Source organism: Candidatus Kurthia intestinigallinarum (assembly GCF_003991225.1).
Lineage (GTDB): Bacteria > Bacillota > Bacilli > Bacillales_A > Planococcaceae > Kurthia > Kurthia populi.
Genome location: NZ_JTFC01000012.1, coordinates 67608 through 84350 on the forward strand (window position 1 = coordinate 67608; position 16743 = coordinate 84350).

General features: G+C 39.0%; 18 protein-coding genes. 8 read left to right on the forward strand and 10 right to left on the reverse strand.

All coding sequences use genetic code 11. The annotated features are described in order from the left end of the window. Positions 1–151: 151 nt before the first annotated feature. Positions 152–1054 carry a ribokinase gene (rbsK, locus tag QI30_RS04265; protein WP_126989713.1) on the forward strand — a complete coding sequence of 301 codons (903 nt, stop codon included), beginning with the start codon at positions 152–154 and terminating at the stop codon, positions 1052–1054. Between the two features lie 37 nt (positions 1055–1091). On the opposite strand, the gene QI30_RS04270 is transcribed toward rbsK, so the two are convergent. Together QI30_RS04270 and QI30_RS04275 are read right to left on the reverse strand one after the other, a co-directional pair. Then, positions 1092–1904 carry a hypothetical protein gene (locus QI30_RS04270; protein ID WP_126989714.1) on the reverse strand — a complete coding sequence of 271 codons (813 nt, stop codon included), beginning with the start codon at positions 1902–1904 and terminating at the stop codon, positions 1092–1094. A gap of 58 nt (positions 1905–1962) precedes the next feature. Further along, complete coding sequence (locus tag QI30_RS04275) at positions 1963–2445, reverse strand: GNAT family N-acetyltransferase (protein WP_126989715.1); 483 nt, start codon at positions 2443–2445, stop codon at positions 1963–1965. 98 nt (positions 2446–2543) lie between these two features. On the opposite strand from QI30_RS04275, the gene QI30_RS04280 reads away from it, so the two are divergent. Further along, the gene (locus QI30_RS04280; protein ID WP_370323581.1) at positions 2544–3311 is read left to right on the forward strand and encodes a sporulation protein; all 768 of its coding nucleotides are present in this window, start codon (positions 2544–2546) and stop codon (positions 3309–3311) included. Positions 3312–3470: 159 nt separating this feature from the next. On the opposite strand, the gene QI30_RS04285 is transcribed toward QI30_RS04280, so the two are convergent. The 4 genes from QI30_RS04285 to QI30_RS04300 form a co-directional block, all read right to left on the reverse strand. After that, on the reverse strand, positions 3471–3998 hold the full coding sequence (locus QI30_RS04285; RefSeq protein WP_126989717.1) for a DDE-type integrase/transposase/recombinase: 528 nt from the start codon (positions 3996–3998) through the stop codon (positions 3471–3473). Positions 3999–4111: 113 nt separating this feature from the next. Next, positions 4112–4528 (reverse strand): hypothetical protein, encoded by a 417-nt coding sequence (locus tag QI30_RS04290; RefSeq protein WP_126989718.1) that lies wholly within the window; start codon positions 4526–4528, stop codon positions 4112–4114. A gap of 37 nt (positions 4529–4565) precedes the next feature. Beyond that, a complete protein-coding gene (locus QI30_RS04295; RefSeq protein ID WP_126989719.1) occupies positions 4566–5495 on the reverse strand; it encodes a M23 family metallopeptidase in 930 nt (309 codons plus the stop codon). 147 nt (positions 5496–5642) lie between these two features. Beyond that, positions 5643–7055 (reverse strand): PLP-dependent aminotransferase family protein, encoded by a 1413-nt coding sequence (locus QI30_RS04300; RefSeq protein WP_126989720.1) that lies wholly within the window; start codon positions 7053–7055, stop codon positions 5643–5645. Positions 7056–7154: 99 nt separating this feature from the next. Between QI30_RS04300 and gabT the strand changes: the two genes are divergently transcribed. Beyond that, on the forward strand, positions 7155–8456 hold the full coding sequence (gabT, locus tag QI30_RS04305) for a 4-aminobutyrate--2-oxoglutarate transaminase (RefSeq protein WP_126989721.1): 1302 nt from the start codon (positions 7155–7157) through the stop codon (positions 8454–8456). A 3-nt stretch (positions 8457–8459) separates the two neighbouring features. Then, on the forward strand, positions 8460–9845 hold the full coding sequence (locus QI30_RS04310; RefSeq protein ID WP_126989722.1) for an NAD-dependent succinate-semialdehyde dehydrogenase: 1386 nt from the start codon (positions 8460–8462) through the stop codon (positions 9843–9845). Between the two features lie 115 nt (positions 9846–9960). Here the strand turns inward: QI30_RS04310 and QI30_RS04315 are convergent, their stop codons facing one another. Beyond that, the gene (locus QI30_RS04315) at positions 9961–10383 is read right to left on the reverse strand and encodes a hypothetical protein (RefSeq protein WP_126989723.1); all 423 of its coding nucleotides are present in this window, start codon (positions 10381–10383) and stop codon (positions 9961–9963) included. A 902-nt stretch (positions 10384–11285) separates the two neighbouring features. Here QI30_RS04315 and QI30_RS04320 point away from each other — a divergent pair. Next, entirely contained in the window at positions 11286–11480 is a 195-nt protein-coding gene (locus QI30_RS04320) for a DUF4362 domain-containing protein (protein ID WP_158620959.1), read from the forward strand. Between the two features lie 36 nt (positions 11481–11516). Beyond that, entirely contained in the window at positions 11517–11849 is a 333-nt protein-coding gene (locus QI30_RS04325) for a GNAT family N-acetyltransferase (protein WP_126989725.1), read from the forward strand. Positions 11850–12189: 340 nt separating this feature from the next. Here the strand turns inward: QI30_RS04325 and QI30_RS04330 are convergent, their stop codons facing one another. Both QI30_RS04330 and QI30_RS04335 read right to left on the reverse strand, forming a co-directional pair. Next, positions 12190–12747 (reverse strand): GNAT family N-acetyltransferase, encoded by a 558-nt coding sequence (locus QI30_RS04330; RefSeq protein ID WP_233600516.1) that lies wholly within the window; start codon positions 12745–12747, stop codon positions 12190–12192. A 120-nt stretch (positions 12748–12867) separates the two neighbouring features. Further along, positions 12868–13290: a MarR family winged helix-turn-helix transcriptional regulator gene (locus QI30_RS04335; protein ID WP_126989726.1), complete on the reverse strand. Its 423-nt coding sequence runs from the start codon at positions 13288–13290 to the stop codon at positions 12868–12870. 108 nt (positions 13291–13398) lie between these two features. Here QI30_RS04335 and QI30_RS04340 point away from each other — a divergent pair, with 108 nt between their 5' ends. Then, positions 13399–13803, forward strand: coding sequence for an Ohr family peroxiredoxin (locus tag QI30_RS04340; protein ID WP_126989727.1), 405 nt, complete (start codon positions 13399–13401; stop codon positions 13801–13803). Positions 13804–13824: 21 nt separating this feature from the next. Here the strand turns inward: QI30_RS04340 and QI30_RS04345 are convergent, their stop codons facing one another. Continuing rightward, positions 13825–15072 (reverse strand): hypothetical protein, encoded by a 1248-nt coding sequence (locus QI30_RS04345; RefSeq protein ID WP_126989728.1) that lies wholly within the window; start codon positions 15070–15072, stop codon positions 13825–13827. Positions 15073–15266: 194 nt separating this feature from the next. Between QI30_RS04345 and QI30_RS04350 the strand changes: the two genes are divergently transcribed. Continuing rightward, positions 15267–15944, forward strand: a complete 678-nt coding sequence (locus QI30_RS04350; protein ID WP_126989729.1) for a DUF5776 domain-containing protein — start codon at positions 15267–15269, stop codon at positions 15942–15944. The last annotated feature ends 799 nt before the right edge of the window (positions 15945–16743 follow it).

Here is a 16743-nt window from a genome sequence, read left to right on the forward strand (position 1 = left end):
TAATAAATAGGGGATTATGGAAGAATTTCGCTGTTTTTTATTAAATAATTTTTTAAGAAAAGGTAAAATGCTTCTTAAAATCATATTTTTAACAAATTAAAAAAATGAATAATTTTTCAGCATGAAATAATCACAGATTGGAGAAGTTAAAATGGATATTGCAGTAGTAGGCTCAAACATGGTGGATTTAATCACGTATTTAGAACGTATGCCTGAAGAGGGCGAAACATTAGAAGCGCCTGAATTTGAAATGGGCTGTGGTGGTAAGGGTGCGAATCAAGCAGTCGCAGCAGCTCGCCTAGGTTCAGATGTTTTAATGGTTACAAAAGTAGGAAATGATTTATTCGGTCAAAATACCATTGAAAATTTCAAGAAAAACGGTATTCGCACAGAAGCCGTTGAGGTTGGCACAAAAACGAGTGGTGTTGCACCTATTTTTGTTGATCCACATGCGAAAAATCGTATTTTAATCATTCAAGGTGCCAATAGTGAGTTAACACAGAATGTAGTAGAAGGCTATAAGGAAAAATTAAAAGAAGCGAAGTTAATCATTTTACAATTAGAAATTCCGCTTGAAACGATTTATAAAACGATCGATATCGCGAATGCATTCGATATTCCGGTTCTGTTAAACCCAGCACCAGCGAATCCAGCGCTTGATATTAATTATGTAACGAAGTGCACGTATTTTGCGCCAAATGAATCAGAGCTAGGTATTTTAACGAATATGCCGGTTGCGACACTTGAGGAAATTAAAGAAGCGGCACAAACGTTAATCGATCAAGGCGTTCAAAATCTAATCGTTACATTAGGAGACAAAGGGGTGCTATGGATGACAGCGACACAGAGCCACGTAATTGAGGGCGAAAAAATCCAAGCCGTCGATACAACAGGTGCCGGGGATTCATTTATTGGTTGCTTTGCGCATTATATTACAAAAGGCACATCAATAGAAGAAGCACTGAAAAAGGCAAACTTCTATGCGGCACAGGCCGTACAAAAACGTGGGACACAATTATCATACCCAACAAAAGAAGCGTTTCTACATTATTAAGCACAAAAAAGAGGATGCCCCTATTAGCATCCTCTTTTTATGCTGTACGATTTTTCATCGTTCCCCAAATGATGCTCGTCATAAAAAAGAGTAACGAAATGACGGTAATCACAATCATAATCGAAATATAAAAAGCATTAAAATGCGCAACGTAGATCAAAATATGATTAGATAGCGATAGATGAAAAAATTGCGACACAATATTTAATAGTAGTAATAAAACGGTAATGGCAACAATGCCACTTGTTGCACTCTCTAAATCCGGTTTGCTTAACCGAATATGAACGGCAATCGAGCAAGCTAATACGATGAAAACGTAGAATTGCCAGCTTAACGCATTGTGGACATTAAAAAGCGCAACAAGGAATGTCCAACTTAGTTGCAAAATTTGCTCAAATGTATGAAGGCTCCAGGTTGTTGAAATCATACCAATATGAGTAGAGATTGCATGATAGGCGTCAGGTAGTAAAAAATAAAGCAGTAGAAAAATGGCGACAGGTCCTGAAAATAGGGGACCAACGCCAACGAAAAATTTTCCGATGCGCTGATACATGCTTCCTGGATTATACGAAAAATTAACGTAGCCAAGTGTGCCACTATTATTCGGTTTTTGATACCAAATGACTTCCTCTACTTGATAGCGGAAAATTTTACACATAATAAAATGCCCAAATTCATGGACAGGTGTACCGATAAAAGACATAAAGTTAAAAAGCTTACTACCATATGTATAATGAGCCAATGATTGTTCACCGAGCCATTTTAATAAAAAGCCGAAGAAAAATATAACTCCTAGTAGTTGAAATAATTGCGAGGCAGTAATTGTAATAATACTGATAATCCCTTCCATGCGGCACCCCTTCTAGCTGTCCAATATAGTTCTATTTTACGCTGAATTTAGTTTGTTGTTAAGTTTTAATGACTACATTCGGCGAAGGTGACTCGTGTTCGTCAAAATATTTAATGAGATGCATAACATCCGTTTCCTCTATAAACCCCATTTTTTCATAGAGCTTTTGGGCATTGTCATTTTCTGTACCGGTCTCTAGGGCGACAAAGCGTGCATTATGCGCCTTCGCATACGTATAGCAGGCTTCAATTAATTGTGTAGCAGCACCATATTTTCGAGCTTCTTTCGCTACATATAAATCATTTAAAATATAAGCGCGTTTTAGGCTGATGGTCGAAAAAATCGGATAGAGCTGCACAAACCCAACCGCTTCCTCACCGAGCCAGGCTAAAAAGACAATCGACTCATCTTGCTTTAAGCGCTCCTTCACGAACCAGCGGGCAAGTGGTAAATCAGTTGGCTGATGAAAGGTTACGCGGTACTCATTTAATAAGCGAGCTGCTTGTTCGACCGATTCAGTTGTTAATTGGCTAATTTTCAAAAAATTCACTCCTTTTTCGCATTATAGCGTAATTTTTGAAACGTTTCAAAAGCTCATCCGTATAATAAGAAACAGCGATTATGTAGGAGGAAAAAATAATGATTTTTAGCAAGGCATTAGCGAGTTTTGGGGTAGGTGCTGCGACAGTTGATACTGTATTAGACCATGACACGTATACAGCGGGTGATTTAGTACAGGGTGACATTCATATTAAAGGTGGCAATGTGGAACAACGTATTGATGCCATTTATTTATCCCTTCATATTAATTTTACGAATAAATCAGGTGATAAAGAATATGAGGATACCGCAACGATATTTCAGAAGAAAATAACGGAGCCTTTCAGTATTCAAGCAGGCGAGGAAAAATCATTACTATTTTCATTTAATTTACCATATGATGCCCCCGCAACAGTTGGCCGTACACGTGCTTGGTTAAATACGGGATTAGATATTAAGCACGCCGTTGATCCAAGTGATAAGGATGCAGTAGCGATTCGTCCAACACGTCTAGCGGGTGCGGTCATTGATGCAGTGAAAAATTTAGGATTCCGCCTACGTGAGGTAGAATGTGAAAAGGCTGGATTACGTATGAATACACGTCATTCTTTCGTGCAGGAATATGAATTTGTGCCAACAACTGGGCCCTTCCGCGGCTATTTAGATGAATTAGAAGTCGTGTTTGTGAATCAAACATCGCATAAAGTAGAAGTATTATTCCAAGTTGACCGCAAGGCACGTGGATTTACGAGCTTTTTATCGGAAGCATTTGATATGGATGAATCGTATGTGGGGCTCACATTTACAGAGCAGGATTTACCTACATTACAAGAGGATTTACGTCGATTAATTCAAGATTATTTATAATAAAAAGAAGCTTTGGCATAGGAACTGACCCACGAAAGTGAGACAAAGAAAAAGACACATTCTTTCAGCTGAATTTGACGGACGCTTTCCTGGGGCATGGCGGAAGCCTCCTCGCTCGCAAGCTCACTGCGGGGTCTTCCATTCATGCTAGGGGCTCCCCTAGGAGTCGCCGTCAAATTCTTGTTTCGCCACCTTTTTCCGGTACTGAACTGGAGAAAGGTGGTTTAACTTTGCCAAAATTCGCGTATGATTATCGTAGTTGATGTATGCTTGAACGGTTTGAACGACAAGGTCATTTGTTGTTCTCAAAAGCCTTTCAAGATAAAACGTTTCGCATTTTAAACTGGCGTGGAAAGTTTCAATGATGGTGTTATCAGCGGGCGTGCCTTTACGGAACATGCTCATGATAACGCCGTTTTCTTTGACCGTTTGCTGGTATTCATGCGAAGTATATACCGATTCTTGATCACTAGGAAGTACACAACCTGGTGATAGATCTTGTAGCTGGTTTAACGTATCCAATGTGGACGTGGTGTCTCGTTTATCATGAATCGTATACGCAATAATTTCTCGATTAAATACATCCATAATAATTGAAAGATAGAATAGTTTATCCCTAAAAGGTAAGTAGGTCACATCGGTTACGAGCTTTTGAAGTGGGCGCTTCGCTGTGAAATCTCTGTTCAATAAGTTTTTTGCCCATCAAAAAACACCTCCAAAGATTGTATACCCTTGAAAGTGTCTTTTTCTTTTTATGTTATCTCAGATTTTTAGGTCAGTTCGAGAACCCAAGCCTCTTTTTATTTTTTCGATGAAGTGACTAATAAATCATACATGGCATTTACTTGCGCATTGTCTAGTGCTGCAGCTGTTTTTTTGTCATCTTTTGAAATGATGGCAGTAGCTGTTTCCTCATCAAACCATACATAATACATGACTGGCTTTATGTCAAAATCTGCACTGTCCTCTGCTACATCGTAAAAGCGATAATTCGGAATCGTTCTAGGTGGCGCTTCGTTTGACCACGTTAAGTCCTTAACGAATTTTTTACCTTCTTTTATTTGTTGCTGGTCCTTCACTGTCATGAATTTAATGTAGTCCTCTTGAATCGTATCATAACGCTCGACGACAACATTGACATTCATATTTTTCGGTTGCTGCGCGCAGCCACTTATTAATAGAAAAACAAAAGGAAGCAATAAAATGTATTTTTTCATTCGTATCACCACCATTTATTAAATTATACAAGTATCATTAACTACGATTAAACAATTGTAAAATTGTACGAATACCACCTAGAAATGGTTTTTCAGGGGGAATGATATGTTCTTTAGGCTCGATTGTGCCAGTGATAATATCGCCTTGTATTGGAAGTAGATTGTTTTTAAAGCGAATGCGTAAAGATTTCGCTTTATTTAAATCCATCGAATTCATCACTTGAAAATGAACATGCGGCGCAGTCGTATCGCCAGAGTTTCCACTATACGCTATTAATTCGCCAAGCTGTACGGAATCTCCTTTTTTCACATGAATCGAATTTTGCTGTAAATGAGCGAGCAAACTATACTCACTATGCCCATGCTTCAAAATAATATAGTTACCAAACGTGCTTAGTTCATTACGTTCTCCAGGTGGTTGGTCACTAATGTTATCCTCGATAGCCATTACCTTGCCGGCTGCTGGGGCATAAATTTCTTCATTAAAGGCATAATAATCTTCACACATATTGCCAATATTCTCAAAATAACGCTTATTTTTGACCCGTTTTAAATCAATGGCATAGCGCTGACTAGAGAAAGGATAATGATAATTAATGAGTTCATTCATTCCGCCCTGAGCGACCTGCCATTCACCGCGCACAGGTAGCTCAAACTGCGTTGTAGAAAAGCATTGATCGGCCTCAGGAAATCTCAAATAAGGCTTCATCGTTAAAAAATGAATATAGCCCTTTGAGTCAAAAATGGCACCGATCGCATTGCTGCGTTTTTCATCAAGCCACACCATTTTTTTTAGCGGTGGCAGTGAAATCGTATAATGTAATGTATATGTATCGTGTTGAATTTTTTGTGCAATGGCCGTAAATTGATCAAATGAATAGGTCGCACGATACTCGGGTATCGTCGCATTGTAAATGGCGCGAAAAGCACCGTCATTAATAGATGAAATAAGCTGTTGTGGTTGCATCGTTGTCACTCCTTAAGTGAACAGACTATTACCTATTAATACGGTTTAGTGCGATAAAAAGTTTCACGTTCCTTAAAAAAATACAAAAACATCGTATGCAGTGAAAAAATAGAACTGGTATAATCCGACGGTTTCTAATTATAAAAGCTATTCATCAAACAATACACATCCAAGTCTACGTACTGCTTCTGGTATATCTTTCATGTCGATATACGCAAAGCCAATAATAATAAAGCGATTTTCGCGAATAAGCGGATATGGATTTAATGAAAAACGCTTTAATGTATACACTTCTACATTATGCTTCGCCGCCTGCTGCTCAATCTCATCATAGCTACGCGCGCTTTTTGCCTCAATTAAAAAATGAAGCCCAGCAGGAACATCTGAAATGATAATTTGGTCGCCGAGCTGCTTCGTTAACTCCGTGACTAAGCAGCTTCGCACTTCTTCAAAATGCTTTGTCATTTTACGGAGATGCTTTTCATACTGACCACTTTCAATAAATTCATTTAATGTATAGAGTACCAATGTATTGACCGCCTGAATTTCAAGTGGAAACATCTCGCGGTAGCTCTCAAGTAATTTTACTGGTAACACCATATAGCTCACGCGAATCCCTGGAAGTAGCGTTTTTGAGAAGGTGCCCATATAAATGACCTTATGATTGTAGTCCATGCTTTGAAGGGATGGCACATGATTCGTCTCATATTTAAATTCACTATCATAATCGTCCTCGATAATATAGCGGTCCTCCTGTCGCGAAGCCCAGTTGAGCAATTCGACACGTCTAGAAATTGGCATAATGGTTCCGGTTGGAAACTGATGCGACGGGGTAGCAATCACGAGCTGGGCATCAAGCTGCTCGAGATGATGGACATCGATACCCGCATCATCGAGTGGAACAAGATGCGCCTGAATATGGTGACGTTTTAATAATTGATAGTAGCGCGCATAGCCGGGGTTTTCTACCGCAAACGATGGATTCTCCGGCAAAATCCGAATAAGGCGCTCCAATAAACCCTGGCTCGTCGCATGGACGACAATTTGTTCCGGCTCACATTTGACACCACGCGTTGCATAAATAAGCTCGGCAATATTTTTTCGTAGCACATAGGGGCCCTGTGTATGTGCCATTTCGCCAAGCTCTTCGATATAGCGATCATATACCTTCGCCTCACAGCTCAACCATTTACGCATCGGGAAAAGTCGTGCGTTACTATTCATATGAGAGAGGGACAGCCAAGTTTTAGGTGGCTCTGGTTGCTCACGTAAATGAGTCGGAAAAGCGGTTGTGACATTTGGGTTAATATCAAACTGCTCGATTTCTTCAATAAAATAACCGACGCGCTCAATCGTATAAATATAGCCCTCGGCAAGTAATTGCTCATAAGCATTTGCAATGGAATTTGTACTAACATCGAGCATCTGAGCGAGCTCACGCTTTGGTGGAAGCTTTGTATTGGCACGTAATTCATTATTTAAAATCAGCTGTTTAATTTGACGATAAATTTCTTGATAAAGGAAGCGGCCTTTTTGTGTTCTGTCTAATTGAATCAACATACTGTTCACCCCTGGTACCTTTTTTTTGAAATCTTGGTGCTTTTTATTGTACCAAAATCCTTCATAATAGGAAAAAAAGAAACAAGGGAGGACTTAACAATGCTTACGACAAACCTTACTGATGAATTAAATGACAAACGCCAAAAATACGTGGTGAAAGGTGTTAGTAACGGCTGTACAGCAATTGCAAAAGAAGCGAAGGGTGCCACAATTATCGATGTAGAGGGCAATGAATGGATCGATTTTGCAGCTGCTATTGGTACGCTTAATGTTGGCCATAGCCATCCTAAGGTAGTATCAGCAGTGCAAGCACAAGTAGAAAAGTTTTTACACCCAGGCTTCAACGTGATTATGTACGATTCTTATATGAAGCTTGCTGAAAAACTTGTGGAAATCACACCGGGAACACATGAAAAACAAGTGATTTTATTAAACTCAGGTGCTGAAGCGGTTGAAAATGCTGTGAAAATCGCACGTAAATATACAGGCAAACAAGCAGTAGTCGCATTTACAAATGGCTACCACGGGCGTACAAATTTAACAATGGGTATGACATCAAAAGTGAAGCCGTATAAGCTTGGTTTTGGTCCTTTCGCGCCGGAAATTTATAAAGCACCGTTTCCATACACATATCGCAAACCAGATAGCCTAACAGACGAAGAGTATGTGGATTACATTATTGAGCAATTCCACGATTTCTTCATCTCAACAATCGCACCAGAAATGGTCGCTTGTGTTGTAATGGAGCCTGTACAAGGTGAGGGTGGCTTTATCGTACCGCCGAAGAAATTCGTTCAAGCGGTTGCGAAATTCTGTCAGGATAATGATATCGTGTTCGTAGCAGATGAAATTCAAACAGGCTTCAGCCGTACAGGTACCGTATTTGCGATTGAACAATTTGATGTTGTACCGGATTTAATGACGGTCTCTAAATCAATGGCAGCAGGTCTTCCATTAAGTGGTGTTGTTGGCCGTAAAGAAATAATGGAAGTATCAGATGTTGGGGAATTAGGTGGCACATATTCTGGTAGCCCAGTTGCATGTGAAGCGGCATTAGCGGTTATTGATATTGTAGAAGAAGAAAACTTAAATTCAAAAGCAGAAGCAATCGGCCAAAAAATTGAGGCGAAGCTTGAAACATACCGTACGCAATATGACTTCATCGGTGATATTCGTCGTCTTGGCGCAATGGTGGCGGTAGAGCTTGTGAAAGATGGCAAGGTGCCGAATAAAGAAGCGGTAGGACGCATTACAAAGTATGCGAATGAAAATGGCTTATTACTATTATCAGCTGGTATTAAAGGCAATGTTATTCGTTTCTTAACACCACTTGTGATTACAGATCAAGAGCTTGAAAAAGGCTTTGCGATTTTAGATAAAGCATTTGCAGAAGGAGTGTAGGCCATGGGTGTTGTACATGTAAGTAATCCAGCGACGGGTGAAATTATTCATTCACTTCAAACGAGCACAAAAGAGGAAGTAACCGCAAAAGTGGACAAGGCGCAGCTTGCATTTCCTTCATGGAAGGCATTAACTGCGTATGATCGTTCGAAATTATTGATAGCTTGGGCTGCAATGATTCGTGAAAATCGTCAGGAGCTAGGTGAATTAATTACGCTTGAAAACGGTAAGCCACTTGCAGAGGCACTTGGTGAGGTGGATTATGCGGTGAGCTATATTGATTGGTATGCGGAGGAAGCGAAGCGTATTTATGGTCGCACGATTCCGACACATGTACCAAATAAGCGCTTATCTGTGACACGTCAGCCAATCGGTGTCGTTGCGGCGATTACCCCATGGAATTTCCCAGCGGCGATGATGACACGTAAAGCAGCACCAGCACTTGCGGCGGGCTGTACATTTATCGTGAAGCCGGCAGAGGAAACACCCCTTACGACGATTCGTCTGATTGAGCTTGCGCATCGTGCAGGGATTCCTGAGGATGCGGTGCAGTATGTGCTAGCGGATGCGCCAATGGTCGGTGAAATTTTCACATCGCATAAGGCGGTGCGTAAAATTACATTTACAGGCAGTACGGCTGTCGGTAAATTATTATTATCACAGTGCGCGCAAACAGTGAAGCATGCGACGATGGAGCTTGGTGGTCATGCACCGATTATCGTGGCAGAGGATGCAAATATTGCAGTAGCGGTGGAGCAGACGATTATTGCAAAATATCGTAATGCAGGGCAAACTTGTGTGTCGCCAAACCGTCTTATTGTGCATGAAAATATTGCAGCTACATTTACAGAAGCACTTGTTGCGAAGGTAAAAGAGCTGAAGGTAGGTAATGGTATGGAAGCGGATGTCAGTGTTGGCCCGGTCATTAACCGTAAAGGCTTTGATAAAATCCAGGACCAAATCCAGGATGCCTTATCAAAAGGCGCGGATGCAGCAGTAGGTGGTGGCCATAACGTCGATGAAGAGCAAGGGTTCTACTTCGTTGAGCCAACTGTACTGACGAATGTCTCAGCAGATGCAAAAATTATGACAGAAGAAACATTTGGTCCTGTGATTCCGATTGTGACGTTCAAGGAACTAGATGAGGCGATTGCTATTGCAAATGACTCATTATACGGACTAGCAACATACTTCTTTACAGAAAGCTATAAAACAGGTACGTATTTAAGCGAAAACTTAGATTACGGTATCGTTGGCTGGAATGATGGCATTATTTCAGCCGCACATGCTCCGTTCGGTGGTATGAAGGAATCGGGCATGGGTCGCGAAGGCGGCACAGAGGGAATCGAGCCATATTTAGAAACGAAATATGTGTCGATGTCTTTATAACAACGTTTGCCCCCTAAGCAGCGTGTGTGAAAAAGAGCTATGCGAGTATTTGCGTGGCTCTTTTTGTCGTTAAAAAAACAGCTGAACGCGTCAGCTGCTACGAATCGAAATCAAATTAAGGCATTAATACTTCTGCAAATTGCTGTGTCACGGTTTTATCTGGATTAATGGTAATCAATAAATCACCGCTGCGTGGATGTACAATACTCGTTTGGTATTTATTTGACTGTGCATCTGCATGCCAGCCGATATGATAGATCTCATGTGCATCATCATCGTATGTAAGAGCAATTTTCGCAATATCACATGTTTGTTGGATACGATCAAACGGTAAAATCTGTTCACCTTCTGCTAGCTGGTGGACATAGGATTCAAAACGATTGGCATTATGGTAAAGAAAGACGCTGACATTTTGAACGATTTGTTCGTCCTGATGCTGTTCGATATGATCAAAGTGCATCATACGGAAATCATCCGCATCAAAATGAAGACGCTCACCATTTTTTAAAATAAAATCAAAGGCTGTAATCTGTTTCATGAAATTCCACTCTTTCGTTGTTAGTTGATGCTAACAGCATATCATAAATCGGGAAATTTACTAGAGTCCTCATTTGTTTGGAACGAGAAAAATAAAGCAGTTAGAAAATCGTTATTTGCTCAGGAAGCGTCTTTTAGCTACAACATAATTGAAAATAAGTGCCAAACAAGGGCAAATTGCATACGTAAAGAAAGAAGGGTATTAACCATCGTGCATATGCTGTCAATGAAAATTTTTATTTACTATTTTCAGCGCAAATAAGGACTATTTTTAAGAAGCGAAAAAGGCGTATTTTAGCCGCTAGAGCCCGAAAATCAACCCATTTTCGTGAATTTCGGGCTGTTTTTGATTATATACTGCTCAAAAAAGCGTGTGTGCTGTCATTTATTCAAGTAATAAAAAAATGCGACATAAAGATCCAAAACTGAACGAGCGCTGTTTGGAAAATGCCCCTCGGAGCGCCGAAATGAACCCAAAATACGGCAAAACGGGTTAGAAACGGGCTGTTTTTTAATGAAGTGGTTAACAAAGCATCACAACTATCGCCAAAGAAATGATATGTATTTGTGATAATGTGTGAGGTGAACAAATGCTTATTAATCCAACAAGCCAAATGACATGCAGTTGGCACATATCTAGAAATATGTCGTAGTCAAAACACGCTTCTTGAGGTGATTGGTGATTTAGATTTAATGATTTGTGATGCACACATAAAATTTACCGTTGTAAAATAAATCTTAATGCCTTCAATCAAATAGTGTTTTCAAATGTTATATGGTATTGTGGTTGGAATTGGAAAATAAAGGAGAGCTACATATGTTAAAAAATCGATTGTTTTCTTAGCGCTAAGCTCTTTATTTGTACTGTCAGGGTGTAGTGATGATGCCACAAATGCTTATGTTGTGAAAGAGAGTGATATTGTTGAATTACATGGTGAAATCGACAGTAGGGAACGTTTTGAACAATTTTTTGAACATGAACAACAGGGGAAAGACGATACGATTAGAATTGTGCGCTATACGATAGAGAGTAATCCTATTTTATATAATTATCCGTTTGAAAATAACAAAATCCAGGTGACGATTGATAATAAATAGGATAGCTACGGCGAAGCGGATGAGTTAATTAATAAAATGACAAGCAAGCCTCGTTTAGTCGTTGTTACGGCAATGGAAGGAAATCAAGTGATTGGTTATAAGATTGGCTATGAACTCGATACTTATACATTTTATAGCTGGCTAGGCGGCGTGAAAATAAAGTATCGAAAATATGGTATTGCTTCTAAGCTAATGGAAATCCAGCATCAGTATGTAAGGGAACAGGGCTGTCATGTTGTCCAAACGAAAACAATGAATAAATGGCGGAATATGCTAATTTTAAATATTAAAAGTGGATTTGATGTGATGAGCACATATACAGATAAAAATGGGCTACATAAAATAGTGCTTGAAAAAAAGTTGCTGTGATAAGTTGTTTTATTCGAAAAATGTGTATTTAAAGTAAGAATTGTACTGAAATATTGGGGTATTCCTTCTATCATTGATTTGTTAAGGTATAATTTAACATAATCATAATTAGAAAGAGGTCGTCATTAGATGGAAGAAAAGAAATCGGGTAATAAAACGAAAATCGCATTTTATGTGTTTGTAGCTCTAGGTGTAGGTATATGGGTGCTTAAATATTTAGATGCGGTATAGCTAAGCGAATTATTAAAATACATAAAGAAAGGATAGCTAAAGGAATTTCTCCGTTCAGCTATCCTTTTTATATCGCTTAATATCAGCTTCTTCGGCTCGCATAAAAGCGCTAGAAACGGATGGTATATTCTTCTTTTAAAATCGAATAGTACGCACTATCTGCAAGTGTGCCACGAATCATTTCACTTTTACGCAGTATCCCCTCTTGTGTCATACCTAAGCGGCGTAATACATTTCCGGACATCGGATTATTGACGTCATGGGCAGCATGTACGCGCTCTAGCTCTAAAATTGTAAATGCTAAATGAAGTAAGGTATTCCCGGCTTCTGTCATATAGCCATTTCCCCAGAAACGGCGATTTAAGGTGAAGCCTAAATCCCCACTCTTATTCCAGTCATCTACCCGAAACTCAATAGCACCAATCATCTTATCAGACTCTTTTAAAACGAGTGCATATTTGCCGATAGGTTCTTTCATAAAATAGTTGCCAATCATTTTTTCTGTTTGTTGCAGCTCCGTATGCGGCTCATACAAAAAGCGTGTCGTTTCTTCGTCTGACGTATAGTCAAACATATCCACTGCATCATGCATCGTAACGGGGCGTAGAAATAAACGCTCACTTTCCATGCAGGCATGCTTTGCCATTAAAAATTGATAATTACTCAAAGTACTTCCTCTAACTTTCTTTTCGTATTTTCACTTTCATAGCATAACACAGAATATCCTTTAAATATATATTTAGCCATTTTTAGGTAAAATAAAAAGGCGCACGAAGGCACCTTTTTTTTACTTGTCTAGGCTTGCTACAAATTGGCTTAACATCGCATGTAATGCTTTTGCCTGCTCTGTATCTAAAGAAGACTTTTCAAACACATCTTCACCGATACAGCCAAGTTCCTCTCGTAATGTGAATCCCTCATCTGTAAGTGAAACGAGTAAATTTCGTTCATCCTCTTTTGAGCGCGCGCGTGTTACATAGCCATGTGTTTCTAAGCGTTTTAGCAGTGGTGTAAGTGTCCCCGAATCTAAAAAGAGTTTACTACCAAGCTCTTTAATCGTCATTGGCTCCTCATGGGATAATGCGAGCATTGTGATATAGCCTGTATATGTTAAATCATATTGCTTCAGGCGAGCAGTATAGTCTTTAATAATTTCCTTTGATGATACATACAATAAAAAACAAAGCTGATTATCTAAACTTGCATTCATCGTAAAACCTCCAGTCCACTCTATTTTAGAAAGAAGCCAATTACTTGTCAAACACAATTAAATTGTGTACAATCTAATTGTTCATAACTAAAAGGAGTGTGTAAAGAAATGAAAGAAATTTATTCAACGAAAATGTTAAATGTTGGTGGCCGCAGTGGTGAATCGATTGCTGATGATAAATCATTTAAAGTGAAGATTGCGCCTCCAGGTTCAAACGTAGCAGATGCGACAAATCCAGAGCAATTATTTGCTGCAGGGTATAGTGCCTGCTTCAATAGCGCGCTTGATTTGATTAAGCGTCAAAAAGGGATTAAAGAAAAATCATCAATTACAGCGACTGTACGCTTATTTGAAAAAGCACCATTTGATTTTATTTTAGCAGTGGAGATTGTCGGACATATTGATGGTCTGCCACGTGAACAAACGCAGGAGCTTTTAGAATTAACGCATACAGTATGCCCTTACTCAAAAGCAACTGCTGGTAATATTGATGTAACAATTAAAGCCGTTTAAATTATATAAAAAACCGCCCTTCTAGTTGCTAGATGGGCGGTTTTTTAATACGAGCCAACCAATAAAAATGGTCATCAAGCTATTAAAGCCAATAGTGATAACGGGAAGAATTGTTGGAATTACGGTGTGCATAACTTCGGGAAGATCAATAGCGCGCTGCCATGACAGGCTCACGATGCATGCCACAATGAGGACCTGTATCGAAATACCGCCAAGACGATAAAAACGATTTTTAATTAATAACGCATTCTCCTTTAATGCCGGAATAGCTGCTTTGTAATAATCCCCATTTAAATCCGCCGCAAATTTTGTATGGCTGTAACCGATACCAATTGCTACGACGGTGATTAATGGTTCATACACTAATCCCCAACTACATAGTAAAACGATGAGTAGTAAGGTGTTGCGAGAGAACTTGAACGGCAAAATGAAGGACAAGAGCACACCGATAATATAAGGTATGTACACGACATGAAGGGTGGATGCTGCCGTCAGCCAGTGTTCAAATACAGTGACCATAAAGAAAAAGGCAACGAGTAAGCCATCTGCATAGCTATATAGATGCAGTGTTGTAGAAAAGGCGCGTACATGATGCCATGAGTACCACATAATCGCACAAGTCACTAAAAAGAGTATGACTAAAACGATGCTTGAAAAGTAAGTTTGCCATTCAACGGTTCGGACAAATTTGACGATGAATAGCATTGCACTCAAGACGATAAAGGCAATAAGCCCAGTGTAGCGCTGTGCTGGACGAGTCGGTGTAATGATCTTTGGCACATTTTTAATGGGTAGAAATAGTAGGAAAAAGAATGCGAGACCAATCCACAAAAAGACAAAGGAAAACTGTTTAGATGTAATGACGGGCACTAAGATGAGTAACCAGCAGCAGGCAAGAAGCGCTGACCAGAGCATCTGTGATTTTTTTGAACCTTTTTGAGTTTTCAAAACGGTCGTGTATGTAGGTAATAATACGCTACAACATAGTCCTAATAAAATGGCCGAGATGTTAAGAAGGGCTGGATATTTTAGTGAGGCAACACCCAGTATGCAACCGACTACGGCGCATACAATGAGCCATCTAAATAATTGTGTGGTGCGCATTTTTGCAAAGCTATACCAAAAGAAGCCACCCGTATATTTCGCTGTGTAAAAGACGAGCAGTGGTAGCAGTCCAAATAGTGGCTGTGTCATATGTGCACCAATGATAAGAAAAACAGCGTAAATAATATATACAATGACATTCATAAACGCATAAGCGTAATACATAGAACCCCTCCTTGATGGTATCTACTTACAGCATAACATTTTTATGGTAAAAATAGGGTAAAGAATACGAGGAGGTGATGAGATGCTTGGACAGCCATAGGCGTTGAGATGTGTCTAGAAAAAGATAGTTCTATCGCAACAGCGACATTTAATCGTACAGTCGATGTAGTCGTAGAATTGTGTAAAAATATGGTTTGAATCAACATGATTTATATCGTCACTACGATGTAACAGCCAAGAATTGTCCGGCACCATTCGTTGCACGTCCAAGTGATTGGACACGTTTTAAAAATGAAGTAGCACGTAAATTAAAAGGTGATACCACGAGCGATAAATTTTATACGTATACACCAGATCGCGTCGTCACACTGCGAGAAATCGGTTTGTATGAAGATGTTACATTGAAGAAAACGATTAAACGTTATCCAGAAGGTACGCGACTTACGATTACTGGTATCGAGTACGATGGAAAAACGCCACGCTTGAAAACAGCTAAAGGCTACATCACTGCAAACAAGAAAAATGTAAAAGGCTATCATACATCTATCGGCACAATCAAAGTACTTGTGGACGACTTGAATTATTATGATACAGCACGTTGGACGAATCCAGATGGACAAGTAAATAAAGATGAAGTTTTCACTGTTGTTAAAAAAGTCGGCGATATGTATCTATTAAAAAGCGGTTTTTATATTACAGCATCCTCTAAGTTTGTTGAAAAATATCTTGATATTATTCAACAAAACAAAGGAAAAAAATTCAAACCTGAAGATGGAATAGAAGAAATAGACGAATCTGATGGTCATAACAACTTTATTGTATTTGTTCTAATGCTTTTGAACCCTATATATGAATATGATTTAGATGATTAATTTCTAATCAGCTAAAGACCCCATTATCATGTAGAAGATAATGGGGTCTTTTATACATATTATTAATTAGTTGAAGTTTTTTTCTTTAAAAAATGAATAACTACACAAATAAATCCTACAATGCTTAAAATCCCAAAAGATTCTGTAAAAGCACTTGATAATTTACTACCTTCTATAAATAATCGTACTATAAATAAAAATATAGAACTAACAAATAATACAGTGATAATCTTGCTTAGAGACATATTTAAGATGATCATAACTAATAAAATTAAAATTGAGCTGATTCCTATAATGTTTATTAGCATTTTATTCCTCCCTCTATAAATGTTGATATATCAATGGCTCACGCCATTTTTGAGTGCTAAAAAATATCTTTTTGACACGCATAAATAACTTAATTTTGTATTAATTGATATTTATGTTAATTCATCGAGATGCTAAGCTAAAGAAGAGACTATTTTTATATGATACACTTTTGGATCTCTGCGTAGCTTATGACGACGAACCCTCCCATATCTCTAGGCGTCTAATTGCGCGTACATTCCTTCGTTCGGTCTGTTCATAAGGCAGAGGCTAGCGATGCTCCTATAGGGACTCATTCATGAAGTGAAAGGTCGAAGGTGATGAATAGTGCTGGCTTCTCCGTGTTATCCTTTTGCTTAGACTTTCAGTCAAATGTAATCAGCTAGCTGCTTTGAGAACCGTAAAGTCTGTCATCATCTGATGTTCATCGAACATCACTTTCTTTTTGCACAAGGCATGTAAAATCTTTAACAGTTTCCCACAAAGTACGACA